This is a genomic window from Streptomyces sp. (assembly GCF_036566765.1).
Lineage (GTDB): Bacteria > Actinomycetota > Actinomycetes > Streptomycetales > Streptomycetaceae > Streptomyces.
Genome location: NZ_DATCVQ010000536.1, coordinates 1 through 25,745 on the forward strand (window position 1 = coordinate 1; position 25,745 = coordinate 25,745).

Genomic DNA, 25,745 nt, shown 5'->3' on the forward strand with positions numbered 1-25,745 from the left:
TTCCGGGGACTCGAAGTTCGGGCCGTAGTTCTCGGCTGCGTAGGTGAAGCCCTCGTTCTCGACCTTGCTGACGAAGGCTTCGAACTCCAGGAAGTCGAAGTCGGACCAGTCGGTGGGGTTGTGGATGTCGGTCACGGTGTCCTCTTCGGGTGGTGGGGTGGGCTGGCGGATCAGGCAGACGGACGGGCGGCGTACTCGGCCTGCTTGCGCTTCTGGTGCGCGAGCGCGTCCTCGTGGGACATCTGCCGGTACGCCGGGCACTGGCAGGTCTGGCCGTAGGCGAAGCAGGAGTGCGGGGCCGGGGCGGTGTGGGTGTGGACGGTGTGGCCGCACTCGCAGATCCGTGGGGTGTGGGGTTTCCTGGCGGCGGCGAGCTCTGCGCGCAGCTTGTCCACGTCGGCCGCGGGCGTGATCAGCTCGTAGGCGTTGGTCCACGGGCAGTTCATCGACGAGTGCTCGCCGATCACCTCGATCGGGGCGACGGCGTAGGCCAGCTTGTCGGCGATCTCCTGGGCCTGATCGCGGTCGTCGATGGTCTCGCCGTGCAGACGCTCCTCGCGGGCGAGTTCGGCACGGAGGCGGCGGACTTCGGCGAGCAGCGCGGGCACGTCCGTCCGGGCGTGGGCGACGAACGCGGCGTCCGCCCGGTCCTGCTCCAGGCTGCCCGTGCCCCGGCAGGTCTCACCGGTCCACAGGGACAGGCCGGGCTCGTACTCGGTGCCCTGGTAGATCTCCCAACTGTCGGTGCACCAGGGCCCGTCGGTGGCGGCGGTGGCGCGGGCTTCGATGTCGTTGAGCTGCTGGTCGGTGGGCGGGTTTGTGCTGGTCATGGTGGTCCTTCCTGACTGGCGGGCTGGGTGCGGGTCGAGGTTCAACGTGCGCGGGCCGTGTCGGCGGGCTGGTGGTGGAAGCCGTCGCACAGGCCGCAGGCGGTCACGGTCCAGCCGGTGACACCCATGCCGTGCAGCAGGGCGGCCCGGGCGTGGGCCTCCGAGCCGAACCGCGGCCGGCCGGTCGGGCAGGGGCGGGGCGGGTGGATCGTGCGCGGCGGGTGCGGGGGCCGCCAGCGGCGGGGCATCAGGCGGCCGACCGGTGCTCGGCAGGCAGGTCGGCGTCGCAGTAGAAGCCGATCGTGAGGTGCATGCCGTGGTCCTCGACGACCTTCCAGACGGCGGTCGCGGTGCACTCGGGGCGGCCCTCCTGCTGGCGGCGGTAGTTGGTGGTGCAGTCCGCCAGGTCGGTGAAGTCGGGCAGCACCCAGCCGGTGGGGCGGTGGTGGACGCGGACGGTGGGCTTGCGGCGGCGGCTCATGCGGCGCCCGCCTCAGTCCTGGCCCGCTTGGCGCAGTCCGTCCAATTGACGACAGCCGGGTAGTCCTCGGCGGCGCCCGGCTCGGAGCAGGCCTCGCAGATCTCCGTCCGCCGCACGTGCGAGCAGGTCTCCTTGCCGGGGATCTCGTCGCCGTCGTCGGAGAAGTACTCGTCGCACTCCCGCTCCCAGCACTCCAGGCCGGCCACATCGGCGGCCACGGGGCGGTGCTGCGGTTCGCCGGGGATCTGCCGGGCACGAGCGTGGTCGCGGTTCCGGCAGGCCGACCAGGCGATCATGTCGCCGAGTTCGGCGGTGCAGGCCGGGCAGCCGGTGCCGGCCGGGGCGTCGAGGCAGAGGACGCCGTCGTCGTAGGGTTGGTGGCCCAGCGTCATCCACTCGTCCCAGGCGTCGGTGTACCGCTCGGGGATCGGCTTGTGCGGGCAGTGCTCGGTCTCGGCGTCCCAGTAGAACTGCTGGGGCTCGTGGTCGTTGATCTCGGTCATGCGACGTCTCCGATCGATCGGTGAGTTGCGCGGCTGGCGGGATTGCCGCCGCACTTGGCGCACGTGCACGTGTCGGGCGGCGGGGTGGGGCCGGTGGCGGCGGTGCCGAGGGGCCAGCCGCCGACGTGGGCGATCCGGTAGCCGGGGTCCGGGACCGCGGCGAGGCGGGCCGGCTCGGGCTCGGCCTGGACTTGACGGCCGGTGATGTGGCGGAGGTAGTCGCGGAAGCTGGCGGGGTCTTTCCGGAGTTCGGCGATCTCCTCGACGCTGAGGTCGTTCACGTCGCCCACGCCCCTTCGCCTGCGGGGAGCAGGCCGATGAGGTAGCTGATGGTGGCGTGCCAGGCCTCTTCGGATTCGAGGCGGGGATGGGCGCCGGTGTCGCGCTCCCAGCCGACGAGCGGCTTGATTGCGGGGCGCAGGGTGTACGACCAGTAGATCGAGAACGACCACATCGGGTCGGTCTCCGCCTTGGCCGCCTCCGCGCGTACCTCGGTTTCGAGTTCGGCCAGCCGCGGTTCCGCGGCGACAAGTTCGGGCCAGGTGATCATCAGGGTTCCTTTCGGCTAGCCGTGCTGGTAGTTGGCGAGGCGGGCGTAGTGGCCCTGGAAGATCAGCGGGATGATGCGGCCGTTGGCGCCGTTGCGGTTCTTGGCGACGATCACGTCGATCTCTCCGGCGCGCGGCCCCGTGTCGGTGCCGTCCTCGGCGAGCGGCCGATGCAGCAGGAGGATCACGTTGGAGTCCTGCTCGATCGACGAGGAGTCTTTGAAGTCGGTGGCCAGTGGCTGCCGGCCGACGGATCCGCGGTTGAACTGGGCGAGGGCGACGATGGGAATCTCGAACTCCATCGCCATGACCTTCAGGCCGCGGCTGATGTCGGCGACTTCCTGGGCCCGGTTCTTGCTGCCTTCACCTTCGGAGCCCATCAACTGCAGGTAGTCGGCGACGACGATCGCCGCGGGCTTTCCCTGGCTGGCCATCCACCGCAGGCGGGCCCGGATCTTGGACAGGGTGAGGTTGGCGGAGTCGTCGAGGATGAAGTTCTCGGCGGTCCCCATCAGCTCGTTGACCTTGATGACATTGGCCCAGTCGTGGTCGTTGAGCTTTCGGCGGACCAGCCGGTCGAGGTCGACGCCGGCTTCGGCGGCAACGAGGCGGGCCATGAGTTCACTGCCGCCCATTTCCATGGAGGCGACGAGGGCGGGCTTGCTGTGCTTGAACGCAACGTGGGAGGCGAGGTTCATGCCGAACAGGGACTTGCCGCCGCCCGTTGCGGCGCCGACAACGACCAGCTGGCCGGGCTTGAGTTCGACGACGTCGTTGAGGTCGCGCCACGGCGTGTCGAGGGCCCGCGGGTCTTTGCCGGCCTCGAGCTCGTCAAGGAAACCGGCCCACCGGTCGCTGACGGCCAGTTTGAGTTCGGCTTGCCCGGTGCCATCTGCGGCGCCCTGAAGGTCGGCCATGGCGTCGTCGAGGATGTCGTCGGCGTCGTCCTGCTGGGCGTAGGCGCGGGCGGCTGCACGGTTGGACGCTTCGATGACCGCGCGGAGCCTGGCCTTCTTCCGGATGATCTCGGCGTGTTCTTCAGCGTGGGCGACGCTGGGAACGGCCTGGACGAGCTGGTGGAGGTAGCTGGAGCCGCCGACCTTGGCGAGGTCGCCGTTGGTGGCGAGCTCCTCCCCCACCGTGATCGGGTCGATTTTCGTGCTGCGCCCATACAACCCAGTGATCGTCGCGAAGATCACCGCATGGTGCGGCTGCGAAAACGCCTCCGGCTTGAGAGTCGCGACCATCAGGTCGATGACGTTCTTCGACAGAAGCATGCTGCCTAGGACCGACCGCTCCGCCTCAAGGTCGCGCGGCAGGGGCCCGAAGCCGCCGGGCTCGAACTCCTCAGACTCGTCGAAGTCGTTCACGCAGCAGCCCCACGGCGGCGGTCGTGCCCCTTCATCGACACGCGCTGGCACATCTGGCCGATCCGGGAGGTCACGCGCTCACCCAGCCGCTCGGTGAGCTCCTTCGGCAGGGCGTTGGATGTGAACAACGTCGGCAGCCGGTGCTCGTACCGCCAGTTGATGAGCCGAAAGTTGATCTCCTCGGTGAACTCGGTGACCTTGCTCGCCCCCAAGTCGTCGACGAGGAGGATCGACGCGCTGCGGAAACGACGGAACTCCGTCTCCGAGTCGACCCCGTGGCGGGGTCGCAGAGCCGCGTACATGTCGGCGGCGGTCGTGACGACCCACCGGGCCGAGACGCCGGTGACGGCGAGCTCCCGGATCGCGGCATACGCCTGGTAGGTCTTTCCGGTGCCGGTCGGGCCGAGCAGGATCAGCGACCGGCCGTGGTCGACGGCGGCGATAGCGCTGCCCCGGGCGGCCTGCCGCTCGATGGCGGTCGCCTTCAGCTCGGCAAGCCACTGCAGGACATCCGGGTGGTCGGCGACTGCGGCGGCGTAGTGGTACGGGACTACTTTGGCGGCCTGAAGGATGGACCAGCGGGCCAGGTTCGGGGCGCTGTAGGGACCGCCGTCCTCGTTGTTGAGCCAGTTGAGGTCGATGTCGCGGGCGGCGAGGAGTTCCTCGAGCTGGTGCTGCTTCGGGTTGAGGGGCGGGATCGGCTGCATGGGTCAGAAGTCCTCGTCGTAGGCGGATTGGTCGGTGGGGTTGCGGTACGGCTCGTAGCCGCCGGCGACAGCGCGGAGCTGGGGGCCGGGCTGCGGGTCGGGTTCGTCGTCGTAGCAGCCGTTGTCGAGCCACTTGGCCGGGAACTTCGTGTACTTGGGGTCTTGGCCAAAGCGCTCGCGGGCGTAGGCCTGGGCGGCGTCGACCATGTGCTTGGGCTCTACGCCGCGCTCAACGGCGGCGATCCACGACTTCTTGGCGGCCTCGCGGTCGCGCTTCTTCGGGTAGTTGCTCCAGAAGGCACCGAAGGCGGTGAGGTGCTGGTCGGTCTTCTCGCTGCTGCTCTTGGCATGGACCGGGGCGGCGGAGGTCTGCGGCTCTTCGCGGTCGGCCGCGGGAGAAGAGTCTTTAGGTAGTTGTTTGTAGGACGGTTGTGGGTGGTTAGGGCTGCGTTCCGTGCGTGACGAACGGACTTTAAGTGCGTGACATTCGTCGGTCACGGACTCTGCGTGCGTGACAGTCACGCCTTCTCCGTCCGTGACTGTCACGGACTCTGCGTGCGTGACACGCTTCGAGCGGGACCGCCTCTTCCGCTCGGCAGCAGCGGCCCGGAACTCGTCCTCCTCCCTCTCGAGGTCGCTCCAGTCCGTCGCCGGGCGGTACAGCTCCATTGCCAGCCTGTAGCGGGTGCGTCCTTCCTTGGTGCCGTCCTTGAAGATCAGGTTGACCTTCTCCAGCCGGCGTAGGGCGCGCTGAACGGTGGCCCGGTCGTAGCCGGTGCGGTACTGGATTCGGAGCACCGAGGGGTGCGCGTCGGTGCCGGTAGGACTCGCGTGCTCAGCGAGCGCCTGAAGGACGTGCCGGGCAGTCGTGTCCGGCTTCCCCTTCTCGGTGCGTGGCATGGGCGCGTGGTCCATGGCCCAGGTGACGGCCTCAGTACTCACGGAATACTTCCTTCGGGAGGGTGTCTCTGCTGGTCAGTCGCTGTTTCGGGACAGCCCTCATGGGGGCGACGTGGCCTGTGGCGCTAGGGCTTCGCTCGCCCCTGAATTGTACAACGCGACGGAGATTACAACAGGGCTGATGTGTATCCTGGTCGCATGAGCGAGAGGAAGGCACGACAGATGGGCGTCTCTGACGTCCGCGCGAACATGACCGAGGTCATCGCCGAGGTGCGCATCCTTGGCGCGCCCGTCGTCCTCACTCGCCGAGAGACACCGCAGGCGGTCCTCGTCTCCGTCGCCGACTACGAGCAGGCGAAAATCCTGCGCCGGCTCGCCGACCTGCTGAAGGAACGGGACGCCGACCTCTACGAGGAGCTCCTCGCCGAGGCCACGGTGAAGCAGCGGACCGTGAAGGTGCGTCGGCGTAAGCCTGACGACGACATTTCCTGACCTCATCGCTCTTCCTCTCCTCCGGCCCCGCCTTCTGGCGGGGCTTTGTCGTGTGCGGGTTGTTGGCGGGTCAGGGTCCGGCGCGCGGCTGGCGGTGGGCGGTCACGCGGCGAGCTGTTTGGTGGTGCCGGTGCGGAGCAGCCGGTTGTGGGCATCCGTGTTCGCCTTCCGGCACAGCCCGCAGGGCTCCGTCCCCTCCTTGATGTGCCGCAGGTAGCCGGCCCGGGTGCCGCAGTAGCCGCGCTCCCGCTGGTCCGTCAGATGCGCCGGCAGCACGCAGTCCTTCATCCCGCAGTCGGAGATCACCGGCCCTTCGGGGCGGCGTCCGCGGCCGGCGGTGAAGGCGATCTGCTTGGGTGTGTAGCTGCGCCCGTTGATGCTGGTTTTTTCGCCGGCGGTCCAGGCGAGGTGGCCGTCGAAGAGGCGGACGGTGTTGTCTTCGAAGACGGTTTGCATGGTGCGTTCGCGGCGGGGCTGCCGGGCTTGGGCTGCCTTGTCTTCGACGTTTTCGGGGGCGGTGGTGCCGCGGCGGACGGAGCGGCGCAGGCCCTGGCGTTCGGTGTCGGTGAGGCCGCCGAAGATGCCGGAGGGGATGCCTTCGTCGAGGGCGAATTGCAGGCAGGCGTCGACGACCGGGCAGCGGCGGCAGACGGCCTTGGCCTCCTCGATGACGAGGAGCCAGGGCCCGTCGGCGCCTTTCGGGAAGAAGAGTTCCGGGTCTTCTTCCCGGCAGGCTGCGGCGGTTCGCCAGTCGCTGTTACGGCTGGTGGTGTCGGGTACGGAGCCGGTGTAGTTCACGCCGCCACCTCCACCGCGTACTCGGGGTGGTCGCGGAAGGCGTGGTCGATGTAGGCCTTGCTGATTCCGAGGCGGGCGGCGGCGGTCTCCCGGTTGAGCCCGTTGGTGGTCATCAGCCAGTGCGCGTCTTGGGCGACGATCAGGCGGCGGGTGACGCCGTACATCGGCTCGAAGTGCGGGTCTTCGAGGTCGTCGGCGTGTTCGTCCCAGTAGGCGGCGTCGGGCCAGCGGTTGGCTTTGGCGCGCTTCCGGACCTGTTCTGCGTGGCCGGGCCAGACGCCGTTTTCCTCGGGCACGAGGTGCCGCAGTTCGTCGTAGATGGCGACGATCTCTTCGGCTTTGGTGGTCAGGATCGCGGAGTCAGGCCGCAGGACGGTGATCCAGTTGAGGGACACTCCCGAGCGGGCGGCGATCCTGCGGTTGGGCCATCCGGCGGCCGTGAGGGCTTGGATTCGGCGGAGTGCACCGACGGCGCTCAGTGGGCGAACGGTGAGGATCTTCGCTGCGGTGTCGGGGGTGGTCTGCTGCTGGCGTCCCCGCTTGTTGGCTGGCCGGCCGTTGACGAAGGTGCAGACGGTGGTGTGGGCGACTCCTGCCAGGCGGGCGATGCAGGTGATGCTCATGCCTGCTTCCTGCAGGTTCAGGATGTGCTGCCGGACGGGTGTTGCGTCGACGAGGACTCGGGTGGGCTGGAGGGTGCCGGTGGCGATGGCGCGGCGGCGTTCGTTGAAGCGGGTCCGGCATTCGGGGAGTTGGCAGCCGTAGAGCTTCACGCACACGGTGTTGTTGTGGTGGGGGGCTTCGCGGACGGCGGTGGTCACGGCCGGTCCTCCTTCCGGGTGCGGTTGGCGGGGTGGTTGGCGTAGCTTTCGAGGCGGCGGATGCCGTGGCGTCGGGCGCGTGCGGGTTGCCGGGCCTGCCAGATGGCGAGGCTGATGCCGACGACGAACACGGGTGCGGCGATGAGGGCGTTTGCGGCGGTGTCGCTCACGTCCGCCTCCCGCGGGCCCAGTCGATGAGGCAGGTGACGGCGGCGAACAGGCCGCCACCCAGGGCTCCGGCGGCGACGAGGCCGAGGTACAGCCAGCCGAGGTTGAGGTGGTTGAGGCGGTCCATCACGCCGCCTTCTGCTGCTCGATGCGGGCCTTGACGCGGCCGGCGGTGCGCCTGGCGCAGGCGATTCCGTAGCCCTTGCCGGTCAGCTGCCAGACGGCGATCCGGTGCCCGTGGGTGTTGGCCTGGGTGGACGGCACCATCTGCCCGGCGTGCTCGATCACGCCCGCGTTGCGGAGTGCGTTGATGGCGGCGCCGAGGAAGCCGTGGCCGAGCTCGGGGAGGACGTCTCGCAGGTCGTTGCACGAGAACTGCTGGTGGTCGAGGCCGAAGTGGAGGACGGCCTGTTCGACGAGGAACTGCGACCATTCGGACTGGCGCACGATGTCGTCGAGGAGGAGGTTCTTCTCGTCGGCGGCGAGACGCTCGGTGACCGACAGGCGGCGGGTCATCGGGTCACCGCCTGCAGCTGGAAGATGACGTCGGTGACGATGTCGTCGGGCGCGGTCCACAGTCCGAGGCGGCCCTTGCGGGCGATGGGATGCGGCAGGGCCCGGACCTCGGTGAGGGTCCAGTGGTAGACGCGCTCCTCGCCCCAGGGTCCGCAGCACTGGCCGTCGTCGGACCAGTGGCAGTCGGCGATGTTGGCGATCGCGAGGACTGCGGAGCGGACGTCGGGGCGGGGCCCGTAGATGACAGCGTGCGGGTCGTGCGCGGCCCCGGCGTGGATGAGGAAGGGGCCGCGGTAGGCGGTCTTCCAGGTGCGGTTTTCGACGCGCTTCGACTGGTGGGCGATTGCGTCGGCCCAGGGCTGGCGGATGGTGAGTGCCTTCATGGCTGTGGTCTCCTTGGGGTGGCCGCCCGCGATTCGCCCGCGGGCGGCCGTTCGCGTGTGCGGGCTACTGCTCGGTGGGTTCGGCCTCGGCCTCGGGCTGGGGGTTGGTGTTCAGCCAGGCGAGGAGCGGGCCGGCGATGTCGCGGGCTCCCTGTGGGCGCGGGATGACCTTGCGGTTCAGGGCCGGGCAGCGGGACTTGAGGACTTCGAGCGTGTTGTCGATGTCCATGGACACGGCGACGTCGAACTCGTACTCGATGCCCTTGCGCTGCTCGGGCCGCATTCCGACCCGCTGCGGCTTGCCGTTCTCCAGCACCCACTCGGTGTAGGAGCGCATCGAGGCGACGACGTGGCCGGGGTAGGCGAGGATCGCGGCGACCATGTCGTTCTGCATGGGCGTGCCGTCTTTCCACCCGGCGAACTTGTTGCCGCCGTACTTGGCCTTGGCCTTCTCGACCTGTTCGAGGGTGCCGTCGGTGCCCTTCCAGAAGTGGGAGAGGCTGTCGACGAAGACGGTCGGGTAGCCAGCCTGGGCGGCAGCTTCCAGGGCGCGGGCCAGGTCGCGGGGGTCGTAGCGGTCCATGGCGAGCGTGTCGAACTGGATGCCGCCGATCCCGGCGTAGAGGCTGGCGGCCCCCTTCTCGGTGTCGATGACGGCGAACTTGCGGCCCTCGGACAGGCCGTGGCAGATGCCGAGGCCGGTCCAGGTCTTGCCGGAGCCAGACATGCCCTGGATGGACAGGCGCGCCTTGCGGCCGGCCTTGCTGGCGGGTCGGAACGCGAACTGTTCGGCGTTGCCGTTCTGTTCGGCGGCGGGGCGGCCGGTGCGGACGGGCGGCGGGAGCTGGGTCACGAGTTCTCCTCGGCGTACTTGCGCTCGACCCACGGGGGGAGCGAGATGTAGGTGGTGCCTTCGCTGTAGGCGGGCCAGTAGCCGGTCTCCCGGCCCATGGCGTAGGCGTAGATGGCGCGGTCGTTGAGTTCGCCGCCAATCACCCGGGCGGGGAAGTCCAGCTCGACGACGCTCACCAGGTAGGGCGGCTGCTTCTCCTGGAAGATGAACTTGAAGGAGCCGCTCGGCGGGATGAGCCCGAGGTGGATGGCGCCGCGCCGGTAGAAGTCGTCCTGTTGGTGGTAGCCGTAGTCCTGCACGGCCTTCTGCAGGTAGTCGGGGTGCACGGACCGGGCCGACTTGTAGTCGACGATCTCCTCGGGGCGAAGCCAGTCGAACCGGCTGCGTCGCCAGATCCCGCCTTCTTCCCAGAAGATCGACTGTTCGGCGAGGCCGCTGCCCGGGGTGAGCAGGTCGGAGGCTTCGGGGTGGTTCGACAGGGCCTCGGCCATGTCGTCGATGCGCTGGCGGGCTTCCGGCTTGAGGGGTACGTTGCCGGCTTCCCGGATGGCTGCGACCCGGGCCTTGATCTCGTTGGTGTCCCAGCGCTTCTCGTCGACGACGACCAGCTCGGGGCCGTTGCCGAGGATGACGGTGTGCGCGGCGGTGCCGAACTCGAACTCGGGCTTGTAGGGCTCGGGGTTGTCGAGGAAGTACTTGAAGCGGGCCGGGCAGTCGGTGATGCGCCGTGCGCCGGTCGAGGAGAGGCTGCCGCCAGGGATCGGGTCGCTGTGGTAGAGCTCGGCGGGGATGTCGTACAGGCCGGGCTCGACCTCGACGGTGGCGGTCACTGCTGGCCCCCGTGTGTGCGCGAGAGGGCTTCGCCCGCCATTTGTGCCAGCTGCTCGTCGGACGCGGTGTAGAAGGCGTCTGGCTTGGTGACGGCGTCGAACACGTCGCGGGCCCAGCGGGCGTCACCCAGCGCGGTGTGCGCCACGTCCTTGGCTGGCGGCTCGACTTCGACGTGCCGGGAGACGTCGTAGGACTTCCACGGCCAGCCGACCGCCTTGGCGACCTTGCTGTACCAGGTGGCGTCGCAGTCCTTGCGGGTCCACTCGGACGCCCGCCCGTACAGGGCGCCGACCGCGAGGGTGGCGATGTCGATGGGTCGGTAGTGCCAGGGCAGCTTGCGGCCGTGGGCTTGGAGCAGCTTCGTCAGGAACGCCACGTCGAAGCCGGGGTTCGAGCCGATCACCACCGCGCCCGACAGTGCCTCCTGCAGGTCGAACAGCATCTCCGGGATCAGGGACCGGAACGGCGTCCCGGACTTCATGAACTCGATGGCGTCCCATCCGTCCGGGACGGCGAACCGCTCCTCGAAGCGGCCGATCTTCAGGGCCTCGGGGTCCGCGGTGGTGAGGTCGGGGCGGATCTGCCAGACGTACTCGACGTCCACGCCGTCCTCGCGGCGGCGGATGACGGCGATCTCCCACACGTCGTGCTTGCGCGGGTCGAGGCCGGTCGTCTCGGTGTCGACGAAGCAGAGCGGCGGTGCCTGCCTCGTGGGGCTGTTGGTGCTCATGGTTCTCCGTTTCGGGTGTGGGGTGCCGGGCCCCGCCTCCGCCGGGGGGAGGGGGAGGCGGGGCCTCGGCTGCGGTGGAGCGCTTGGGGGAAGGCGCTCGACACCGCGTATGTGGGGTTGTTGGTCAGTGGGTGGTGATGTGGCCGGGGTCGGTGACGGGTCCGAGGTGTCCGGCGGCTGCGGCTTCCTGGAGCGTCCGCACGTAGATCGGCCCGGTGGCCTGGTCCTCGATCGCCGTGGTGTCGCGCACCATGGGCGGTACGTCGATGCGGTTGGCGTTGGCTTCGGCGGCGAGCTGGGGGCCGAAGCGGGCCTGTAGTTCCAGCGCGCGGTCCCGCCACTCGTCGCGTTCCATCCGCATCTGCGCGGCAGCCTCTTCGGCCTCGCCTCGGAACTCCCGCTCCCGCTCGAGGGCGGCGTTGGTGGTGACGACGTCGTTCATGAGGATCGCGAAGAAGTCGTCGGCGGCCATCTGCCGGGTGAACAGCTTCCGGATCTCCGCCTCCAGCTCGGCCAGCTTGTCGACGGCGCGGCGCCGGCCGTTGCCCTTCAGGCCGGGGATGTGATCCGTGATGCTCACCTCGCCACCCCCGACCGCTCAGCGAGCTTGCGGGCCTTGTACTTCGCTACATTCGCCCGGTTGCAGGGCCTGCAGTGACGCGTTCCGCCGTGGATGTACGTGTTTACGGCGTTGTAGGCGTGGCCCGCCGGGCAATGCGTCTTGGTGGCATTGAGGGTCGCTGCGCTCCTGTTGCGACGGTTGTTCTCAGCCCTAGTTACGGGCTCCAGGTGCGATGGATTGACGCACCCGCGGTGCTTGCAATCCGAACCGTCACATGACTTGTCGCGCGTGTGGCACAAGTGATCCATCTCTAGGCCGTCTGGTATTGAACCGACCAAGAACTCGTATGACACCCGGTGCACCCGCTGGTTTCGGCCGTTCCGGCTGAACGTCCCATAGCCGTCCTTGTCCGGGGGGCCAGTCCACAGCCAGCATCCGTTCATCTGTACCGAGACCCTGGACCAAAAGCGATCAGGCAGGCGGGGGTCGCCGATCTCGATGGTCTTCTCGGGCATTACGGCCCCTCCTTGAGTTGCTGGTTGGCGGCGGTGGCGGTGATGAGCTCGGCTTCGAGCTGGACCTCAACGACGCTGAGCAGGTGGATCGCGAGGCGACACAGGGCGTCCAGGAAGCGGGTCACCGGCGACAGCGGCAGTACGGGCGCCGGGGCGGTCACGACGGCCTCCCGAGCAGGCCGAGCGCGGCGAGGAGCTCCCGCACGCCGGCTGCGATGACCGGGTCGGCGGCCAACTGCCGGCCCGCCAGTCGCGGCATCACGTCGTCGAGCGGGTGCGGGTGTTCGGCGGCGATCCGGTCGGCGACGTGGACGGCCGCGGCGCGCTGCTGGGCTGCGGTGACGTTGACGGCGCCGAGGCCCACCGTCTCGACCTCACGGGCGCCCATCACGAGACCTCCGTCCGGTGCTGGCACTTGCCGCGCAGACACAGCTCGGCGCGCTGCTTCCACTCGGCATGGCCGACGAGCTCATGCCGGTAGCCCTCCGCCGCCTCGCGCCGCCGGTCGGCGACCTTCGGCGTGAACTCCTTGTGGGCGTCCTCGGCGAGCGGGCCGACGTACTCGCCCAGCGCCGAACCCACCACGCAGCCCTGCGGGTTGATGCGGATCCAGAACGTGCAGGCCGCCAGCTGCTCGGCGCGGATCGTCTTGACGCACTCGTCGTGGCCGATAGCTCGCAGCACCCAGGCCCGGTTCGCGGCCATCTCCCGGCAGTCGGGGCAGGCAGTGGTCAGCTCAGCCATCACGCCGCCTCCAGGACTTGCCGGTACTGGGCGGCGGTGACGGGCTGCCGCTCGGGTGTGAGCGGGCCGTGGGCGATGTACACGTCGGGCAGCGGCAGGATTGCGGCGCCGGCCACGTCGATGCGCAGCATCAGCGGCTCGCCGCCTTCGGTGTGCTCGAACGTCCACAGCCAGCGGGACCCGTCCAGGGCGACCTGCACACGGTCGAGGTCGATCTCGATGCCGTCGAGGAGGCTGGTCATCACGCCACCTCCGGCAGCCGGCGCAGCTGCTCCTGCCGCTTCACCCAGGCGGCGAGTTCAGCGACCGCCTCCTGGAGCTCGGCGAGCACGGTCGAGTCGGAGCGGGTGACGGTGACGGCGATCGACTGGGTGCCTTCGCCGAGGACGAGACGCGCGGTCGGCCTGCCGTTTGAGCCGGTCGAGTACTCGGTGCGGATCGGGCCGTCGAGCAGATCGAGGGCGATACCGCCGTAGAACTGGGCAGTCACGACGCGGCCTCCTTGGCGCGGAAGTAGGTGGGGGATGCGGCCAGCGCGGCGGCCCAGGCCGGATAGTCGGCGTCGGTCGCGATGGGCGCCTCGGGGTGCTCGACGAGCCAGGCGTCGAGGGCGTAGGCGATCTGGTCCGACGGCTCGTCGGACTGCACACGCGCGACCCACAGGAAGGCGATCAGCTTCTGCCGGGCCATGTGCGCCTCGATGTCCGCCAGCGGCACGTCCAGGCGGTGGATGGGGACGGTCATGACGCCGCCTCCTCAGGCAGGCACTTCAGCGCTTCAGCGATCGCGGCTCGCACTACCTCGTCGTCATGCATCGGCTTGTTCCAGTGGCAGTTGGCGCACCAGAACGCGGACGGCTCGGGCTGCTGCTGGAAGTCCCGGCACAGCGGGTTCGGGTTCCGCGGCACATTCCGGGCTGCCGCCTCAGCCGCCTTCACGCGGCGCTCGTCGAGGGTCATCGCTCGCCCTCCTCGTCGAGGGGCGGTCGGCCCGGGATGTCGATCCCCTCGCCGAGCGCGGGCAGGCTGTAGGAGGCGAGGACCGTCTGCCACTTGCGGCGGAACCGGGCTGCTCGCCAGAGCGACCACGCCGTGGTGACCGCCTCCGACAGCAGCAGCGTCGTCATTAGCGACGGGACATCGCCCGTGGCCGCAAGCCAGACGCCATTCGCGACCAGGCCACCAGCGACACCAGAGACGGCAGCCTCGGCGATCAGACGCAGGATCGGGCGCTTCACGCCGCCACCGCCTTAAGCGCGGCGTCGTACTGGCCGACGGCCCACACGAGGGCGTGGCACTGGTAGACGAAGTGGTAGTTCAGCTTGTGGATGGACCAGTCGCCGACGTCGGAGAAAGCGAAGCCGCCCGTCTCGCGAACCGTGACCTTGTGCTCGCCGTCCAGTCGGCTGACGGGGTGCTTGTAGAACTCCCAGGTGTAGGCGGCGCTCTGGTCGTCGTGGTCCTGGGACGCTCCGCACGAGCACTCGGAGCGGTACGTCACGCCGTGCTCGAAGTCGTAGACCATCTGCATGGCCATGTCCTTCGAGCCGAGCCAGTCGCTCTCCAGGATCTGCTCGCGCACCGCAGCCCGCAGGCCACGCGGGGCACCCTCGCGGACTGCCTCCGTCACCTCGTCCTTCACCTGCTGGACGAGCTTGGCCTGGTCGTACTCGCGGACCGAGGCCCCGCCGTTGGCCAGCTTGTTCGCCCACGTCTGCAGGTTCTTCAGCGGGTCGCGGCCGAGGAAGAAGTCGAGGATCTCCCCGGAGTCGTCTCCCCACCGCTGGAAGTGGTACGAGCCGTGCGAGCCGGCGACCAGCAGGTTGTACGGCCACGTGACGACGACCAGGCTGCTCATCGTCTTCGGTGCCGACCACTCGACGTGCCGGAACAGGCCGTCCTCGCGGCGCACCGTCATCGTCGCCTCGACGAAGTCGCGGGCGAAGTGCGCGCCGATCTCGGGGTAGTCGGTCATGACGTCTCACCCGCCCACGCAGCGCGGGCCTCGCGGTCGGCCATCAGCGCCTCGAACCAGCAGTAGAAGAGGGCGTCCAACGCGGCCGGCTTCTCCTGCTCGGGCAGGCGGTCGAACGCGATCCGGCCGATCTCCAGGACGTCGAAGCCTTCCGGGTGCAGCTCCGTCAGCAGCTCCTCCGCCTCGTTCCAGGCGGCCTGCCACGCGGACAACTGCGGCAGCCTCGCGGTGATCAGGTCGAACGGGGTCAGCGGCTCGGGGATCACGAGGCACCGCCCTCGACGACGTCGACGGTGCGCAGGAGGTAGGCGGCCTGCTTCTCGCCGAGCCCGTCCAGGCCGTCTGCTGCCGCCGCGATCGTCTCGGCACGAGAGGTGGCAGCCTGCCGCTTCGCCTTGTCTCGCTCGGTGCGGACTCGATCCAGCTCGGCGGCCTGCGCGTCGATCTGCCGCTGGAGAATCCGCTCGGACTCTCGGAGCGCCGCGATCTCGCGGGCTGCCTCGCGTTCCGGAGTAGGGGATGATGTAGGCACGGTCTGCCTCGTCTCTGTTGGGATGGTGAGAGGTGGATCGGTGCGGCCTTCGGGCCGCGACGCCCCTGCTGCCGGTGTGTCAGAGCCCGGCGGTGGGGGCCGTTTGGTGCTAGGCGGCGGCGCGGGCCGGCTCGGGTGCGCGGCTGTAGCGCAGCTGCTCGTCGCTCGGGCCCAGGTGGTCGGTGCTCTCGAGCCAGGCGTCGATGTCGGCGATGCGCCACATGGCCTTGCGGTTCTTGGTCACGGACGGGGGGCCGGGGCACTGGCCTGTGCGGCGCTGTATCGACCGGTCCTTGTAGAGGGTTTCGATCGTGCGGCCGGAGAGTCGGGCCGCTTCGACGATGTAGACGTAGCCGGGTGGGGCCGGCTGCTTGTACTGGGGGGTGCTGCGGGGCACGGTTACTCCTTCTCAGGATCTTGGTCCGTAGTCACGGTGGCGCAATTTGGCGTCACTGGGGGCGTGAAAAGGACGAGCACGGCGACACCAAGGGCCTCCGCGATGGCGTGGGCGTCGAGCACGCCCGCCGTGGGCTGCTTGCCGTTGGCGAGCTTCTGAATGAGTCCTGGACCGCAGCCGCTGGCTTCAGCGAGGGTGCGGACCGAGTAAGGGGCTCCCCGACCTGGGTTTTCCATGACCCATCTGAACTTGTCGGGGTCTTTGAGCGTGTAGCGGGTATGGCTCAACGGTTCTCCAGTGGTACGGAGTGGCCTTGGCTTGACCCCAGTAGACCACGAACCGCGTCACACTGTCTACAGATTGCGTCGACTCGGGGGCCGGGTATCGGCAAAGTTTCTGGCCGGATAGCATTGATCTGTAGACGATCCGTCTACGAACGAGGATGGTTGTAGGGATTGACCTGCCAGTTTTCCAGCGCGCAGCCCGCCCCCTAGATACAGCCGGTGGAAGAGTGAACCGAGAGGACGACCAGGACATGACGGCAGCGGCCCCCGCGCCGGACTCCAGCACGGCCACGCCCTCCCCCGCAGGACCCCTCTCCCAGCTCATCCAGGCAGCACTCGACGAGGGCAAGAGCCTCCGCGACCTCGGCAAGGTCGCTATCGACCCCGACACCGGCGAGCACATCTCCTGGCAGTACTTCCAGAAGCTCGTGAAGAACCCGCCGGCCAGCGCCCCCAACCCTGTCCAGATGCGCGCCATTGCCGCCGCGCTCGGCAAGCCGTACCGCCGCATCCAGGAGGCCACCGCCAAGCAGTGGCTGCAGTACGAGGCGACCGAACTCGCCGGCTACGACGCCGAGGTCCGCATCATCGTCGGCCACCTGGCAGGCAAGTCGAAAGCCGAGCTGCTGCAGTGGCGGATGATGATCGAAGCGGCCGAGCGGGCGCGGCGCGAGGCCGGCGAGTAGCACGACAACGATGCCCGCGAGGCAACTGATCGCGAATGTCCGTAAGTAGACATTCTTAGAAACGATTGTCGGCGACTCCCTGTAGACGTACAGTTCACCAACCGTGCACTTTCGGCCGGTGTGGCTCGTAGTGCACTGTTGGCACTCGGGGAGGACCCATGCTGGACGTCGCTTATGAAGCCGTCGACGACCTGCCACCGGGCAGGCTGGCCCGGATCGACGAAGACCGAGGCTGGGTGCGTGTCCGCGTCGACGCGAACGTACCCCTCGCAGATGTGGTGCGGCAGCTGAACATCGAGGTCGCCGACCTGTTGTCTTCCGCCCGCTGGTTCCAGCTGTGGGACGACGAGATCCTGTGCGGTGACACCCCCGGCCGGGCGCTGCGCGTCGAGTACCTCCTGAGCCCCGAGATCCCGCCCGAGATGGGGGTGGGGATGGCCGAGGACAAGGGCATCATCCGCATCCACATCTGCCCGACTCTTGAGGTCGCCGACTTCGTAGCCTGGATGAATCCCGCGACCAAGACCCAACTCGATGCGGGACATTGGTTCCAGCTGTACGACGGTGAGATCATCGACAACGGCCCGGAGCCCATGACTCGGGTCTGAGCGAACGGGGGCGTCGATGGCGGGGTACATCGAAGACCGGTGGATGAAGAAGGGCCCCGACGGCAAGCGCAACGTTCGCACCCAGCTGTATGGCACCGGCAAGCGCTACAAGGTCGCAGGAATCCCGGGCGTGCGCTCCCGCAGCTTCCCGGACAAGCAGAAGTCCGCCGCCGAAGCCTGGCTGGCGAAGGCCAAAACCGACAGTACCCAGGGCGAGTTCATCGACCCGCGCGACGGCAACATGCTGCTGCGCGAGTACATCGAGAAGCACTGGTGGCCGTCCCGTACCGGCGACCCGGCGACGCTCGAGACCGTCAGCCGCCGAGCCCGCAACCAGATCCTCCCCTACCTCGGCTCGGTCCCGCTGCGGCAGATCAAGGTCGACACGCTGCGGCGATGGCTCAAGGAGCTTGAGGGCGTCATCTCCCCGGGCACGGCGGTCGTCGTGTGGGGCTACCTCAACAACATCCTGGACTGCGCCGTCGACGACGAGCGCATCCGCAAGAACCCGTGCCGGGCCAAGACCATCAAGGCGCCCACGAAACCCCCGAACAAGGCGCGCGCCTGGACGCGGGCGCGTGTCAAGGCCGTTCAGGCGGAGCTGCCCGGCGTGTACCGGATCCTCGTCGATATCGGAGCCGGGGCCGGCCTGCGCCAAGGCGAGGCCCTGGCCCTCGCGGACGACGACATCGACACCGAGGCGGGCGTCATCCACGTGCGACGGCAGATCCGCAGCGTGGGCGGGAAGCTGGTGTTCTCCCTGCCGAAAGGGAACAAGACCCGCGTGGTGCCGATGCCGGATCATCTGGCGGAGCGCATCGAGGAGCACTTGGCCGCCCATCCGGCGAAGCCGGTGACGCTCCCGTGGAAGGACCCTCGCCCTCCGCAGACGAAGGTGGAGGAGAAGGAGCGGGCGCCGCAGACGCACCGGCTGGTGGTGACCAACACCCAGGGCGCTGCGGTTCGGGCGAACATGTGGAACGAGAACCACTGGAAGCGGGCGCTCGCCGCAGCAGGGGTCATCCCCGAGCCGGAGAAGGTGAAGAGGAAGACGGGGCGCGGCAACCGGCTCGTCTACATGGCAGCGCACGAGCACGGCTTCCACTGCCTGCGGCACACCTTTGCCAGCGTGCAACTGGACTCGCGGGAGAACCCCGTGGCAGTCTCGAAGTGGCTCGGCCACGCCGATGCGGCGATCACGCTGCGGGTGTACGGACACTTCCTGCCCGAAGCGGACGGCCGGGGCCGGCAGGCGATGGACGCCTGGTTCGAAGACTCCCCTGCTTCTCCGCCATCCTCCCTGGACGCTCCCTGGGGTGAGGTCACCGGCGACGAAACCGCGGAATCGCTCACCGGGGGAGCGCCTGGACAGCGAGTCGCCGGCGGCTCTGAAATGCTGCCTGACCAGGGAGAAGACGCCGCGTGAGGTCCGCCGCGAACTGCCGCAGTTCTTCGGCCAGATACAGCCAGACCACGGCTCGATAGCGGTTCAGGTAGAACTTCACCGGGTGTGCCTTCTTCGCAGGGCGGCGATGCCACAGGTGCCTGAATGACCCCTGACCTGCTCGTATCGAGTAGGGCCGGGGAGAGTCGGGGAGAGTTGACTAGAGTCCCCCGCCCTCCCTGGGCGCTCCCTGCCGTCTTCCGCTCCCTGGATCCTCCCCACGGATCCGCTCCCTGAATGCCCCGCGAACTGCGCCGATGTACTACATCGCACCCTCGCCGACGTGTCCCGGCTCGTAGTCGCTCCCTGCCCTGGCGGCGGCCTCACGCCTTATATCCTCCAGGCCCACCACGCAGTCGCGGCAGGCGCGGATCTCGCGTTCACCTTCACCGCGGGGGTGGATGGTCTTGACGAGAATGGTGGCGATGGTGCCCTTCTCGGGGTGGCGGAAGCAGGTGCCGGCGCCCCACTGGTAGAGGCCCAGGAGCTCCTCGCGGTCCATTCCGTCTCCCGTCCCTAGGTCGGTCGGCTGCTGTGGGGGGTGTGGCCCTGGTTCCCGCTGTGTTCAACGAAATGCGCAGGCCAGTCGCGGTTCACTCGATCGAGCGAACGCGCGTTCGATTCCTGCACACTACAGCGAGCCCTGCGGCATATGCCATGCCGTCGCAGGGCTGACGTGCGGGTCCCCCGCCTGTTCTACGTGGAGGAACGTTCCGTCCGTCGCGGCAATTTCATGATCGCAGAATGCCGCAAATCTGCTGCTGACTTGCGACCATGATCCGTAAACGGTTGAGCGCGTGCCAGCCGATCAACCACAGTGGATCCTCGACGCCAGGAAAGCCGTCGGCGACCGCATACGCGTCAGACGGCTGCACCAAAACCTCACCCAGGAATCCCTCGCCCACGAGGCTGGTCTCGACCGGTCGACGGTCCAGCGGATGGAAGCCGGCCACGAGATGAAGCTCAGCCACCTGCTGCATGTCGCCCACGCGCTGCGGGTGCATGTGACGGACCTCCTTCACGGCTGACAGTCCGGTTACTGAACAGCAGTCAACATCACGAGTGGCCTGACGGGAACGGGGTTCGACACCTTGATCGGTGCAGAGCCTGTACGCAGGGTGTGAAAATGTAACCGCTTGCCGATCCTCTGGCCAGGGGTGATCGTCAGTTCGCCTTGTCGGCTATCTGATCGAGGGCCCGGTTGCTCAGCCCGAGCCAGACCCGGTGCAGCCGCTCGGATTCGCCGCAGGGGCCGGCGTCGATGTCCTGGCATGTGAGGCAGTCGAGCCGGTGGGTGACGTAGCGGCTCCACGCCTGCTGCGCGGGCGGCAGTGTGCTGCCGGCGGAGGCTATGGGCGGATGACTTCCGGCGCCTTGCTGCTCGCCTCTACGCTCGTCCACGTCGACGCTCCTGGCTGGTGTCGGCCATGCCCCCGGGCCGCGGTGCAGCGGTCGCGGGGGTCCTGCAATTGCACGGTACCGCTCTACACTGCTTTGTGCCGCTGTATGGAGCATGGCGCCGCTACCTGCCCCCGTAGGTGGTGGCGTGCAGCTTTACGTTGACGCCATGTCTGATCAAGAGCCGGTGGTGGACCCGAAGCGGCCGGTGTACGTGTATGTGCAGGTCGCCGACCACATCGCCGGGCTGATCGCGGCCGGAAAGCTGAAGCCCGGCGCCAGGCTGGAGGGCGAGCGGGAGCTGGCCGAGCAGCTGGGCGTGGCGATCGGATCCGTGCGGCGCGCCATCGAGGAACTGCGGGAGCGCGGTCTCGTCGTCACTTTGGCAGCCAAGGGGACCTACGTGGCCGAGCCGCCCGTAGAGGGCTGACGGGCAAGAGAAAACCCCGCCCACAAGGGGCGGGGTGGGTTGGCCCTTTTACTGAGGGGCCAGCTCTACTCCAAGGGTACGCCTAGGCCTCGCCCGCATAGCCCGCTGTCAGACCGGCGCCCTAAGATCAGAGGCATGCCTCCCTCTCCGCCCGTCCCGGGTCCCGCGCGGCCTGCTGCCGTGGTGAATGAGGAGATCCGCGCGCTGCTCGAGCGGACCCGGCGGCGGCTGTCGGATGTGGAGCGGGCGGAGTACGAGCAGCTCGTCGTCGAGTGGGAAGCGGCCGTGCGGAGCGAGGTCACCACCGCGGCGTGACAGCAGCGAGCCCTGCCTGGGCGCTGTTCCAGGCAGGGCTTCAGCAACGCGCCAGCTGCTGCTGATGTTGACCAGGCCATGCTAGGCGTCGCCACCGACAATGCCGGGGCGCGTCGACAGGCGGTAGGCGTCGACGGGCGGCGGGTCGGCCATTGGCGGCAGATCGAATGACAGGGGCGACTCTGGCCGAGGGTCCACGTTCAGGGCTAGCCGAACCTCTCGGCCCTCGCGCTCCCACACGACACGCACCGCCGGATCGTTCGTCTCGGTCACACCACACTCGTCCATGCCGCCAGCATGGCAGACCTCACGTCTCGTCCGGCCAGTCCGTCAACACGCTGCCGGTCTCCTCGTCGGCGAGGGTGACGCGGGCGTCGGGCATGCTGCCGTACTCGCCGATCCACTCGCGGAGCTTGCGGTCGGCGACCGCCCGGTCCGCCCACCAGCCGTGCATCGCCGGACGGCCGGCCGATGACAGGGTGAGGTGGTAGCGGTCGGGTGCACCCCCGGGGTGCTGTGTGGCTCCGCCACCCATAGACTCGAACACATGTCCGATCTTACGCCCGTCGAGCGGCTCGCCAAGTTGCGCACCCTGGAACAGTGGCTGGCCTGGCAGCTGGAGAGCACGCGGCGGAAGATCGAAGCCGTCGAGCAGCAGGTGCGGGCCGTCGGCGGCTACGTCACCGAGCAGGAGCGGAAGGCCGGCAAGGCCGTCGGCGTCACCATCCACACCGCCGACTGCCGCAAAATCCAGCAGCCCGTCACCGCCATCGACGCCACCAAAGCCCAATACGCACTCGTCAAGGACGGCGGGTTCCAGCACGCCTGCGAGCACTGCCGGCCAGACAAAGCGCTCGGGATCGTGAAGGACTAGGCGGGCACGCCATCCGCTCTATTACCGCTCGCCCTACGCCGTCGGGGAGCCGACGATGAAGCCATGGCGAAACCAGTAGACATAGCAGGCGAGCACTTCCCCACCAAAGCGGCTGCAAGAGCGAGATGCCAAGAGATCCTCTACGCCTACCCGGGCCAGCCGGGGACGGGAGCAGGACAACCCCAAGACGTGACCGACTCGGCCCACGTCGCCTTCCTGACCGCGCTCGTCAAACGGCATCCTGAAGCAGACGAGAGGATCGGCGCAGGGATCGCAGGCTTCAAGGTCCAAGTGAGCCCGGACGGGAAGGGAAACACGCGGTGCTTCTACGTGATCCGCGTCGATGGAAGCAGCGTGGACTTTTCCATCAGGCGTTGCCTCTAACCCGAGGCTCGCCCCGTGACCCCGCTCAGCGCCCCTCGGCCATCACCTTGATCAGCGCTGTGAGCGCCTCTCTCTGCGCCTTCGGGAGTGCAGCTACATCAGCGAGCAGGTCTGCGGCCTCGTCCGACATCTCCCACGGCACCCGCAGATCGAAGAACTGGGCCGCAGCCGCCTCCTGCAGCATGGCGAGCGGCAGCTGCAGTCCCGCGGCCAGGGCGCCCAGCACCTCCACCGACGGCGGAATCACCGGCGCGCTCGTCTCCAGGCGATGAAGCCAGGCCGACGACGCCGTCGTTCCTGACGACGGGTCGACGCACGCCGCCGCCAGAGACTGGTACGACAGCCCCAACTCCTTGCGGCGACTCCGCACCAACTCCAGCAGCTCGCTACCCACACACCCTCCACCCAAGCAGGGCGCCCGCCCCACGGGGGAAGGGCGGGCGCACGGCCAGTTTGGCACTACTCGGCGGCGTCCTGCTGCAGCCTCTCTCCGAGCTTGGCGGCCAGCTGGTAGGCGGGGTGGTTGTCGAGCTGTCGGCGGCGCCGGTTGTACCGCTGAGTGGTGCGCGGGTCGGAGTGGCTGACGGCGTCTTGGACGTCCTGCAGGGGGACGCCGTTGGCGAGGTTGTCGGTGATGAACTGATGCCGCAGCGTGTGGGGCTTGATCGTGGCGGCTTGCGGGATCCCGGCGCGGCGGGCGAGGACGCGGAGGTGCTTCCACACTTCGGGCTGCGTCCAGCGGCGCCCCGTGTCGGTGACGAACAGCGGGCCGTCGGTGCGGTCGCCGAGGTAGGCGAGCAGCGCGTCGAGGGCGAGCGGCGGGACGGGGGCGGGCCGCTTCTTGCCGCCCTTCTGGGTGAGGGGCAGGGTGCGGTGGCCTCGGTCGTAGCCGAGTTGGTCGGCGTTGAGGGAGAGGAGTTCGTCGACGCGGGCGCCGGTGAGGTAGAGGAGCATGACGAGGGCGTAGGAGCGGGGCGCCCAGTCGCGTGCGGTCTCAACGAGCCGCATCGTTTCCTCGTCGGTCATGCCTTCGGTGGGCGAGTAGTCGGGGTCGACGTAGGGCCGGTTGACGGCGGCGAACGGGTCGGCGTCGACGGCTTGGAGGCGGGCGGCGTAGGTGTAGAAGGACCCGGCGGCTGCGAGGGCCTGCGCCTGGGTGGTCTCGGCGGGCGGCTTGCCGTTGCGGGTGGGCGTCTTGGCGAGGTGCTTGGCGTAGGCGTCGGCGAGCGGCAGCTTCGCCTGGAGCGGGTGGATGCCGGTGGAGCGCGCGTACTCTTCCCACGCCTTGAAGGTGCGGACGTAGGCCCGTCGGGTGTGGCGGCTCTTCTGGCGTGCGATCCAGCCTCCGGCGATGGTGGGTAGCGGGTCGCGGTCGCCGTAGATGTCGGCAAGGTGGGCGGCGAGTTGGCGGGCTTCGGCGGGCCAGTCGTCGCGAGGATCGTGGCGTGCGGTGGAGACCTCGGACGGCTGGCTCGGGACGAGCTCCCTGGTCATTCGTCCTCGCACTCCTCGACGGTGACGGTGGAGATGATCGAAGATCGTCCGTCGTCGGTGCACTCGTAACTGGTGTCCACGTCCGTCACGCGGACAGCTACGCCGTGGAGCGAGACGCGCTGCCCGACGGTTGGAACGAGGAGTGCACCTTCGGACCTGAAGTGCGCCAGATCGTCAGAGACGCTCGTGAACGCGATGGAGTGCGGGACGGAAGAGCCCCACGCGTTCTTATGGTCCTTCTCTGCGTCAACGATGCGCTGGAGAGCAGGGCTGAGCTTCGGAGTCATGAGCCAACCTCTCAGTGATGGATAACTGTCATTATCAACCACAGAGTTGGGTGATCGCCAGCACTTCCAGCAACGACAAAGACGCCCCGCTCCTGCCGAAGCAGGGGCGGGGCGTTCGTCATCGCCGCGTCAGGACGTCCACTTGCCGAGGGCGCGCAGGAGGACGATGACCGCTTCCTGTGCGGCGGTGTCGTCGCCGACCAGACCGGCAAGGTAGTCCCGCTGCGCGAGGGGACGCGGCACTGACGGTTCGTCGACCTCGTCTTCCGGGAGGAGCCCCGCGGCGGCAAGCACGCGCGTGGTCTTGCAGCCGAGCACGCGGGCAATGGCGCGACAGGTTTTGATGTCGGGTTCCGCGCCGCCGCGGAGCAGGCGGGAGACGATGCTCTGGTTGAGGCCGGCGTCGCGGGCGAAGCGTGCTTGTTCGCCGTGCCGGTTGAGGCGATACCCGCCTTTGGCTATCTCCTCGGCGAGCCAGGCTGCGAACCTCTGTTGCGTGGTCATGGACGGACCGTACAGGAGACCCGTGCTCGCGAGGGACGGCCCTGTCCCCCTGCCGCAACGCGCAGAAGAACGCCCCCGCAGCCGAAGCTGCGGGGGCGCGGTCAGTCTTCGCCGTCGTCGTCGACGGGCGGCAGGGGCGGCGGTTCGAGGAACGGGCGCGGCGACAGATGGAACGGGGGCTCGTCGTCGGGCATGGCGCACTCCAGTTCTCACACGTCGATGTGATGGATGTACTTGGACGCCCTCTCCGACATCGGCTCAGCCGGCGGCGCCTCAAGCCCAGCCCTCTTGATGTGCGACACCAGCGACCGCACCCGGTGCAGCAGCCAGCCGATCGCCTCGTCCTGGTCGCCGATCCGCTCCCGCTGCTTCTCCGCCTCCGTCTCCTGGCGCTGGATCCGCCCTTCGAGACGTTCGATGGCCTTGCCCTGCTGATCCGTGATGGCGAGGAAATCATCGCGGTTCTCCTGCCGCTTCGTGCGGCGCGCTGACCGGGCGGCCACGACGCCGCCTCCCGCCCCTATCAGTGCCAGCCCGGCCTGAATCCAGGTGTCCGCCGTCATGAGTTGCTCACTCTCTTCACGCGGGGCGGTTCCTGCCATCCGGCGACCACCAGTACTGGTGCGGCGATCGCCCCCCACACCACCGTTGCGACCCAGCCCCGCGGGAAGTCGCCGATGATCCAGGCGAGGAGGTAGGACACCATCCACGGCAGCACCATCAGCGGCAGCGCCAGAAACCCAGGCCAGTCCCGCCCCTGCGGCAGCCACGCGGAGGCGATCGCGATCAGCCCGGACGCCACCCACAGCCAGCCCCACACGTCGAGCGGCATGGTCTGCAGCAGCAGTCGCAGGCCGCGCAGGTCGGGCGCCGGGGCGGTGATCTGCCCGTAGCCGATGATGGCCCACACCACGCCGTAGCAGAGCAGGATCGCGCCCCGCCGGCCGAGTGCCCGGCCCAGCCGCCGGGCTACACGGCGCGGCACTCAGACTCCCGCCGGGCCGGCCTTGACCGGGCTGGACTGCTCGAGCGGTGTAGTCGGCAGGGGTGCGGTGACCTGGGTGCGCTCGAACAGGGCCAGGAGGGCGGCGACGGTGGCCATGACGAGGCCCTGCTTGTCGGCGGACCAGTCGAGGCCGAAGCCGACGAACAGGGCCATGACGGTCTGTGCGAGTTGCATGAGGGCGGCAGCCCAGGCGCCGTTGTGGGCGACGAACGCCAGCCACACGCCGACGATGGCGGCGAGGCCGGCGTTGATGAGGGCCTGCTGCTCCGCGCTGACGTCGAGGCCGAACGCGGTCAGCAGCTTGAGGCCCGCAGCAGCGAAGCCCAGCACGAGGGCAGGCTCTCTCCCAAAGATCTTCATGGTGGTATCGCTTCCT

The 25,745-nt window shown here is 68.7% G+C and carries 49 protein-coding genes and 2 pseudogenes; 9 read left to right on the forward strand and 42 right to left on the reverse strand.

The window, feature by feature from the left end:
* Positions 1-170: 170 nt before the first annotated feature.
* From VIU94_RS31005 to VIU94_RS31045, 9 genes are read right to left on the reverse strand one after another with little or no spacing between them, the layout of a single operon-like run.
* Positions 171-830, reverse strand: a complete 660-nt coding sequence (locus tag VIU94_RS31005) for a hypothetical protein (RefSeq protein WP_331916433.1) — start codon at positions 828-830, stop codon at positions 171-173.
* A gap of 41 nt (positions 831-871) precedes the next feature.
* Positions 872-1,078, reverse strand: a complete 207-nt coding sequence (locus VIU94_RS31010; RefSeq protein ID WP_331916435.1) for a hypothetical protein — start codon at positions 1,076-1,078, stop codon at positions 872-874.
* Entirely contained in the window at positions 1,078-1,311 is a 234-nt protein-coding gene (locus VIU94_RS31015) for a hypothetical protein (RefSeq protein WP_331916437.1), read from the reverse strand. The genes VIU94_RS31010 and VIU94_RS31015 overlap by 1 nt, the downstream gene beginning before the upstream one ends.
* Complete coding sequence (locus VIU94_RS31020) at positions 1,308-1,814, reverse strand: hypothetical protein (protein ID WP_331916439.1); 507 nt, start codon at positions 1,812-1,814, stop codon at positions 1,308-1,310. Before VIU94_RS31020 ends, VIU94_RS31015 begins: the two co-directional genes overlap by 4 nt.
* Positions 1,811-2,095 (reverse strand): hypothetical protein, encoded by a 285-nt coding sequence (locus tag VIU94_RS31025; RefSeq protein ID WP_331916441.1) that lies wholly within the window; start codon positions 2,093-2,095, stop codon positions 1,811-1,813. The genes VIU94_RS31020 and VIU94_RS31025 overlap by 4 nt, the downstream gene beginning before the upstream one ends.
* Complete coding sequence (locus VIU94_RS31030) at positions 2,092-2,364, reverse strand: hypothetical protein (protein WP_331916443.1); 273 nt, start codon at positions 2,362-2,364, stop codon at positions 2,092-2,094. Before VIU94_RS31030 ends, VIU94_RS31025 begins: the two co-directional genes overlap by 4 nt.
* A 15-nt stretch (positions 2,365-2,379) precedes the next feature.
* On the reverse strand, positions 2,380-3,732 hold the full coding sequence (locus VIU94_RS31035) for a replicative DNA helicase (RefSeq protein ID WP_331916445.1): 1,353 nt from the start codon (positions 3,730-3,732) through the stop codon (positions 2,380-2,382).
* A complete protein-coding gene (locus VIU94_RS31040) occupies positions 3,729-4,439 on the reverse strand; it encodes an ATP-binding protein (RefSeq protein ID WP_331916447.1) in 711 nt (236 codons plus the stop codon). Before VIU94_RS31040 ends, VIU94_RS31035 begins: the two co-directional genes overlap by 4 nt.
* Positions 4,440-4,442: 3 nt before the next feature.
* Positions 4,443-5,339, reverse strand: a complete 897-nt coding sequence (locus VIU94_RS31045) for a helix-turn-helix transcriptional regulator (protein WP_331916449.1) — start codon at positions 5,337-5,339, stop codon at positions 4,443-4,445.
* A 198-nt stretch (positions 5,340-5,537) separates the two neighbouring features.
* Between VIU94_RS31045 and VIU94_RS31050 the strand changes: the two genes are divergently transcribed.
* The gene (locus VIU94_RS31050) at positions 5,538-5,831 is read left to right on the forward strand and encodes a type II toxin-antitoxin system prevent-host-death family antitoxin (RefSeq protein WP_331916451.1); all 294 of its coding nucleotides are present in this window, start codon (positions 5,538-5,540) and stop codon (positions 5,829-5,831) included.
* Positions 5,832-6,356: 525 nt separating this feature from the next.
* Here VIU94_RS31050 and VIU94_RS31055 read toward each other — a convergent pair.
* The 22 genes and pseudogenes from VIU94_RS31055 to VIU94_RS31160 form a co-directional block, all read right to left on the reverse strand.
* Positions 6,357-6,629: pseudogene (locus VIU94_RS31055) on the reverse strand (WhiB family transcriptional regulator); the annotation flags it as partial.
* Positions 6,626-7,450 (reverse strand): hypothetical protein, encoded by an 825-nt coding sequence (locus VIU94_RS31060; protein WP_331916453.1) that lies wholly within the window; start codon positions 7,448-7,450, stop codon positions 6,626-6,628. The gene VIU94_RS31060 and the pseudogene VIU94_RS31055, both read right to left, overlap by 4 nt.
* On the reverse strand, positions 7,447-7,620 hold the full coding sequence (locus tag VIU94_RS31065; protein ID WP_331916455.1) for a hypothetical protein: 174 nt from the start codon (positions 7,618-7,620) through the stop codon (positions 7,447-7,449). Before VIU94_RS31065 ends, VIU94_RS31060 begins: the two co-directional genes overlap by 4 nt.
* Positions 7,617-7,745, reverse strand: a complete 129-nt coding sequence (locus VIU94_RS31070) for a hypothetical protein (protein ID WP_331916457.1) — start codon at positions 7,743-7,745, stop codon at positions 7,617-7,619. Before VIU94_RS31070 ends, VIU94_RS31065 begins: the two co-directional genes overlap by 4 nt.
* Complete coding sequence (locus VIU94_RS31075; RefSeq protein ID WP_331916459.1) at positions 7,745-8,134, reverse strand: hypothetical protein; 390 nt, start codon at positions 8,132-8,134, stop codon at positions 7,745-7,747. Before VIU94_RS31075 ends, VIU94_RS31070 begins: the two co-directional genes overlap by 1 nt.
* On the reverse strand, positions 8,131-8,517 hold the full coding sequence (locus VIU94_RS31080) for an ASCH domain-containing protein (protein ID WP_331916461.1): 387 nt from the start codon (positions 8,515-8,517) through the stop codon (positions 8,131-8,133). The genes VIU94_RS31075 and VIU94_RS31080 overlap by 4 nt, the downstream gene beginning before the upstream one ends.
* A 64-nt stretch (positions 8,518-8,581) precedes the next feature.
* Entirely contained in the window at positions 8,582-9,370 is a 789-nt protein-coding gene (locus tag VIU94_RS31085) for an ATP-binding protein (protein WP_331916463.1), read from the reverse strand.
* Positions 9,367-10,200 (reverse strand): PD-(D/E)XK nuclease-like domain-containing protein, encoded by an 834-nt coding sequence (locus VIU94_RS31090; RefSeq protein WP_331916465.1) that lies wholly within the window; start codon positions 10,198-10,200, stop codon positions 9,367-9,369. Before VIU94_RS31090 ends, VIU94_RS31085 begins: the two co-directional genes overlap by 4 nt.
* Entirely contained in the window at positions 10,197-10,931 is a 735-nt protein-coding gene (locus VIU94_RS31095) for a 3'-5' exonuclease (protein WP_331916467.1), read from the reverse strand. The genes VIU94_RS31090 and VIU94_RS31095 overlap by 4 nt, the downstream gene beginning before the upstream one ends.
* Positions 10,932-11,055: 124 nt before the next feature.
* The gene (locus VIU94_RS31100) at positions 11,056-11,511 is read right to left on the reverse strand and encodes a hypothetical protein (RefSeq protein WP_331916469.1); all 456 of its coding nucleotides are present in this window, start codon (positions 11,509-11,511) and stop codon (positions 11,056-11,058) included.
* 496 nt (positions 11,512-12,007) lie between these two features.
* A complete protein-coding gene (locus VIU94_RS31105; protein ID WP_331916471.1) occupies positions 12,008-12,169 on the reverse strand; it encodes a hypothetical protein in 162 nt (53 codons plus the stop codon).
* Positions 12,166-12,396: a hypothetical protein gene (locus tag VIU94_RS31110; protein WP_331916473.1), complete on the reverse strand. Its 231-nt coding sequence runs from the start codon at positions 12,394-12,396 to the stop codon at positions 12,166-12,168. The genes VIU94_RS31105 and VIU94_RS31110 overlap by 4 nt, the downstream gene beginning before the upstream one ends.
* Positions 12,396-12,752, reverse strand: coding sequence for a hypothetical protein (locus tag VIU94_RS31115; RefSeq protein ID WP_331916475.1), 357 nt, complete (start codon positions 12,750-12,752; stop codon positions 12,396-12,398). The genes VIU94_RS31110 and VIU94_RS31115 overlap by 1 nt, the downstream gene beginning before the upstream one ends.
* Entirely contained in the window at positions 12,752-12,994 is a 243-nt protein-coding gene (locus tag VIU94_RS31120; RefSeq protein WP_331916477.1) for a phiSA1p31-related protein, read from the reverse strand. The genes VIU94_RS31115 and VIU94_RS31120 overlap by 1 nt, the downstream gene beginning before the upstream one ends.
* Positions 12,994-13,242, reverse strand: a complete 249-nt coding sequence (locus VIU94_RS31125; RefSeq protein ID WP_331916479.1) for a hypothetical protein — start codon at positions 13,240-13,242, stop codon at positions 12,994-12,996. Before VIU94_RS31125 ends, VIU94_RS31120 begins: the two co-directional genes overlap by 1 nt.
* The gene (locus VIU94_RS31130; protein ID WP_331916481.1) at positions 13,239-13,496 is read right to left on the reverse strand and encodes a hypothetical protein; all 258 of its coding nucleotides are present in this window, start codon (positions 13,494-13,496) and stop codon (positions 13,239-13,241) included. Before VIU94_RS31130 ends, VIU94_RS31125 begins: the two co-directional genes overlap by 4 nt.
* Positions 13,493-13,711: a hypothetical protein gene (locus VIU94_RS31135; protein WP_331916483.1), complete on the reverse strand. Its 219-nt coding sequence runs from the start codon at positions 13,709-13,711 to the stop codon at positions 13,493-13,495. The genes VIU94_RS31130 and VIU94_RS31135 overlap by 4 nt, the downstream gene beginning before the upstream one ends.
* Positions 13,708-13,989 carry a hypothetical protein gene (locus tag VIU94_RS31140; RefSeq protein WP_331916485.1) on the reverse strand — a complete coding sequence of 94 codons (282 nt, stop codon included), beginning with the start codon at positions 13,987-13,989 and terminating at the stop codon, positions 13,708-13,710. The genes VIU94_RS31135 and VIU94_RS31140 overlap by 4 nt, the downstream gene beginning before the upstream one ends.
* Entirely contained in the window at positions 13,986-14,726 is a 741-nt protein-coding gene (locus VIU94_RS31145; RefSeq protein WP_331916487.1) for a hypothetical protein, read from the reverse strand. The genes VIU94_RS31140 and VIU94_RS31145 overlap by 4 nt, the downstream gene beginning before the upstream one ends.
* Complete coding sequence (locus VIU94_RS31150; RefSeq protein ID WP_331916489.1) at positions 14,723-14,992, reverse strand: hypothetical protein; 270 nt, start codon at positions 14,990-14,992, stop codon at positions 14,723-14,725. Before VIU94_RS31150 ends, VIU94_RS31145 begins: the two co-directional genes overlap by 4 nt.
* Entirely contained in the window at positions 14,989-15,258 is a 270-nt protein-coding gene (locus VIU94_RS31155) for a hypothetical protein (RefSeq protein ID WP_331916491.1), read from the reverse strand. Before VIU94_RS31155 ends, VIU94_RS31150 begins: the two co-directional genes overlap by 4 nt.
* Before the next feature lie 109 nt (positions 15,259-15,367).
* The gene (locus tag VIU94_RS31160; protein WP_331916493.1) at positions 15,368-15,655 is read right to left on the reverse strand and encodes a hypothetical protein; all 288 of its coding nucleotides are present in this window, start codon (positions 15,653-15,655) and stop codon (positions 15,368-15,370) included.
* A gap of 535 nt (positions 15,656-16,190) precedes the next feature.
* On the opposite strand from VIU94_RS31160, the gene VIU94_RS31165 reads away from it, so the two are divergent.
* The 3 genes from VIU94_RS31165 to VIU94_RS31175 all read left to right on the forward strand — a co-directional run bounded on the left by VIU94_RS31165 (position 16,191) and on the right by VIU94_RS31175 (position 18,659).
* A complete protein-coding gene (locus VIU94_RS31165; protein WP_331916495.1) occupies positions 16,191-16,625 on the forward strand; it encodes a hypothetical protein in 435 nt (144 codons plus the stop codon).
* Positions 16,626-16,783: 158 nt separating this feature from the next.
* Positions 16,784-17,233, forward strand: coding sequence for a hypothetical protein (locus tag VIU94_RS31170; RefSeq protein WP_331916497.1), 450 nt, complete (start codon positions 16,784-16,786; stop codon positions 17,231-17,233).
* Between the two features lie 16 nt (positions 17,234-17,249).
* Positions 17,250-18,659: a tyrosine-type recombinase/integrase gene (locus VIU94_RS31175; RefSeq protein WP_331916499.1), complete on the forward strand. Its 1,410-nt coding sequence runs from the start codon at positions 17,250-17,252 to the stop codon at positions 18,657-18,659.
* Position 18,660: 1 nt separating this feature from the next.
* Here VIU94_RS31175 and VIU94_RS31180 read toward each other — a convergent pair.
* A pseudogene (locus VIU94_RS31180) lies at positions 18,661-18,741 on the reverse strand (DUF6397 family protein); the annotation flags it as partial.
* Positions 18,742-18,939: 198 nt separating this feature from the next.
* The gene (locus VIU94_RS31185; protein WP_331916501.1) at positions 18,940-19,179 is read right to left on the reverse strand and encodes a hypothetical protein; all 240 of its coding nucleotides are present in this window, start codon (positions 19,177-19,179) and stop codon (positions 18,940-18,942) included.
* A gap of 295 nt (positions 19,180-19,474) precedes the next feature.
* On the opposite strand from VIU94_RS31185, the gene relB reads away from it, so the two are divergent.
* Positions 19,475-19,705 (forward strand): type II toxin-antitoxin system RelB family anti-toxin, encoded by a 231-nt coding sequence (gene relB / locus VIU94_RS31190; protein ID WP_331916503.1) that lies wholly within the window; start codon positions 19,475-19,477, stop codon positions 19,703-19,705.
* 136 nt (positions 19,706-19,841) lie between these two features.
* On the opposite strand, the gene VIU94_RS31195 is transcribed toward relB, so the two are convergent.
* Positions 19,842-20,078: a hypothetical protein gene (locus VIU94_RS31195; RefSeq protein WP_331916505.1), complete on the reverse strand. Its 237-nt coding sequence runs from the start codon at positions 20,076-20,078 to the stop codon at positions 19,842-19,844.
* A 166-nt stretch (positions 20,079-20,244) separates the two neighbouring features.
* On the opposite strand from VIU94_RS31195, the gene VIU94_RS31200 reads away from it, so the two are divergent.
* Complete coding sequence (locus VIU94_RS31200; protein ID WP_331916507.1) at positions 20,245-20,505, forward strand: GntR family transcriptional regulator; 261 nt, start codon at positions 20,245-20,247, stop codon at positions 20,503-20,505.
* 135 nt (positions 20,506-20,640) lie between these two features.
* Positions 20,641-20,820, forward strand: a complete 180-nt coding sequence (locus VIU94_RS31205; protein WP_331916509.1) for a hypothetical protein — start codon at positions 20,641-20,643, stop codon at positions 20,818-20,820.
* A gap of 307 nt (positions 20,821-21,127) precedes the next feature.
* Here VIU94_RS31205 and VIU94_RS31210 read toward each other — a convergent pair whose 3' ends face one another.
* The gene (locus tag VIU94_RS31210; RefSeq protein ID WP_331916511.1) at positions 21,128-21,367 is read right to left on the reverse strand and encodes a hypothetical protein; all 240 of its coding nucleotides are present in this window, start codon (positions 21,365-21,367) and stop codon (positions 21,128-21,130) included.
* On the opposite strand from VIU94_RS31210, the gene VIU94_RS31215 reads away from it, so the two are divergent.
* Entirely contained in the window at positions 21,368-21,694 is a 327-nt protein-coding gene (locus VIU94_RS31215; RefSeq protein ID WP_331916513.1) for a DUF6233 domain-containing protein, read from the forward strand. It abuts the gene before it with no gap.
* A 63-nt stretch (positions 21,695-21,757) separates the two neighbouring features.
* Positions 21,758-22,078: a DCL family protein gene (locus VIU94_RS44790; RefSeq protein WP_414721043.1), complete on the forward strand. Its 321-nt coding sequence runs from the start codon at positions 21,758-21,760 to the stop codon at positions 22,076-22,078.
* A gap of 25 nt (positions 22,079-22,103) precedes the next feature.
* Here VIU94_RS44790 and VIU94_RS31220 read toward each other — a convergent pair whose 3' ends face one another.
* The 7 genes from VIU94_RS31220 to VIU94_RS31250 all read right to left on the reverse strand — a co-directional run bounded on the left by VIU94_RS31220 (position 22,104) and on the right by VIU94_RS31250 (position 25,729).
* Entirely contained in the window at positions 22,104-22,472 is a 369-nt protein-coding gene (locus tag VIU94_RS31220) for a helix-turn-helix domain-containing protein (RefSeq protein ID WP_331916515.1), read from the reverse strand.
* 65 nt (positions 22,473-22,537) lie between these two features.
* Positions 22,538-23,572, reverse strand: coding sequence for a tyrosine-type recombinase/integrase (locus tag VIU94_RS31225; RefSeq protein WP_331916517.1), 1,035 nt, complete (start codon positions 23,570-23,572; stop codon positions 22,538-22,540).
* Positions 23,569-23,859: a hypothetical protein gene (locus VIU94_RS31230; protein ID WP_331916519.1), complete on the reverse strand. Its 291-nt coding sequence runs from the start codon at positions 23,857-23,859 to the stop codon at positions 23,569-23,571. Before VIU94_RS31230 ends, VIU94_RS31225 begins: the two co-directional genes overlap by 4 nt.
* Before the next feature lie 129 nt (positions 23,860-23,988).
* Positions 23,989-24,363 carry a helix-turn-helix domain-containing protein gene (locus VIU94_RS31235; RefSeq protein ID WP_331916521.1) on the reverse strand — a complete coding sequence of 125 codons (375 nt, stop codon included), beginning with the start codon at positions 24,361-24,363 and terminating at the stop codon, positions 23,989-23,991.
* 209 nt (positions 24,364-24,572) lie between these two features.
* Positions 24,573-24,926 carry a hypothetical protein gene (locus tag VIU94_RS31240; RefSeq protein ID WP_331916523.1) on the reverse strand — a complete coding sequence of 118 codons (354 nt, stop codon included), beginning with the start codon at positions 24,924-24,926 and terminating at the stop codon, positions 24,573-24,575.
* The gene (locus VIU94_RS31245) at positions 24,923-25,348 is read right to left on the reverse strand and encodes a hypothetical protein (protein ID WP_331916525.1); all 426 of its coding nucleotides are present in this window, start codon (positions 25,346-25,348) and stop codon (positions 24,923-24,925) included. Before VIU94_RS31245 ends, VIU94_RS31240 begins: the two co-directional genes overlap by 4 nt.
* Positions 25,349-25,729, reverse strand: coding sequence for a hypothetical protein (locus VIU94_RS31250; RefSeq protein ID WP_331916527.1), 381 nt, complete (start codon positions 25,727-25,729; stop codon positions 25,349-25,351).
* Between the last annotated feature and the right edge of the window lie 16 nt (positions 25,730-25,745).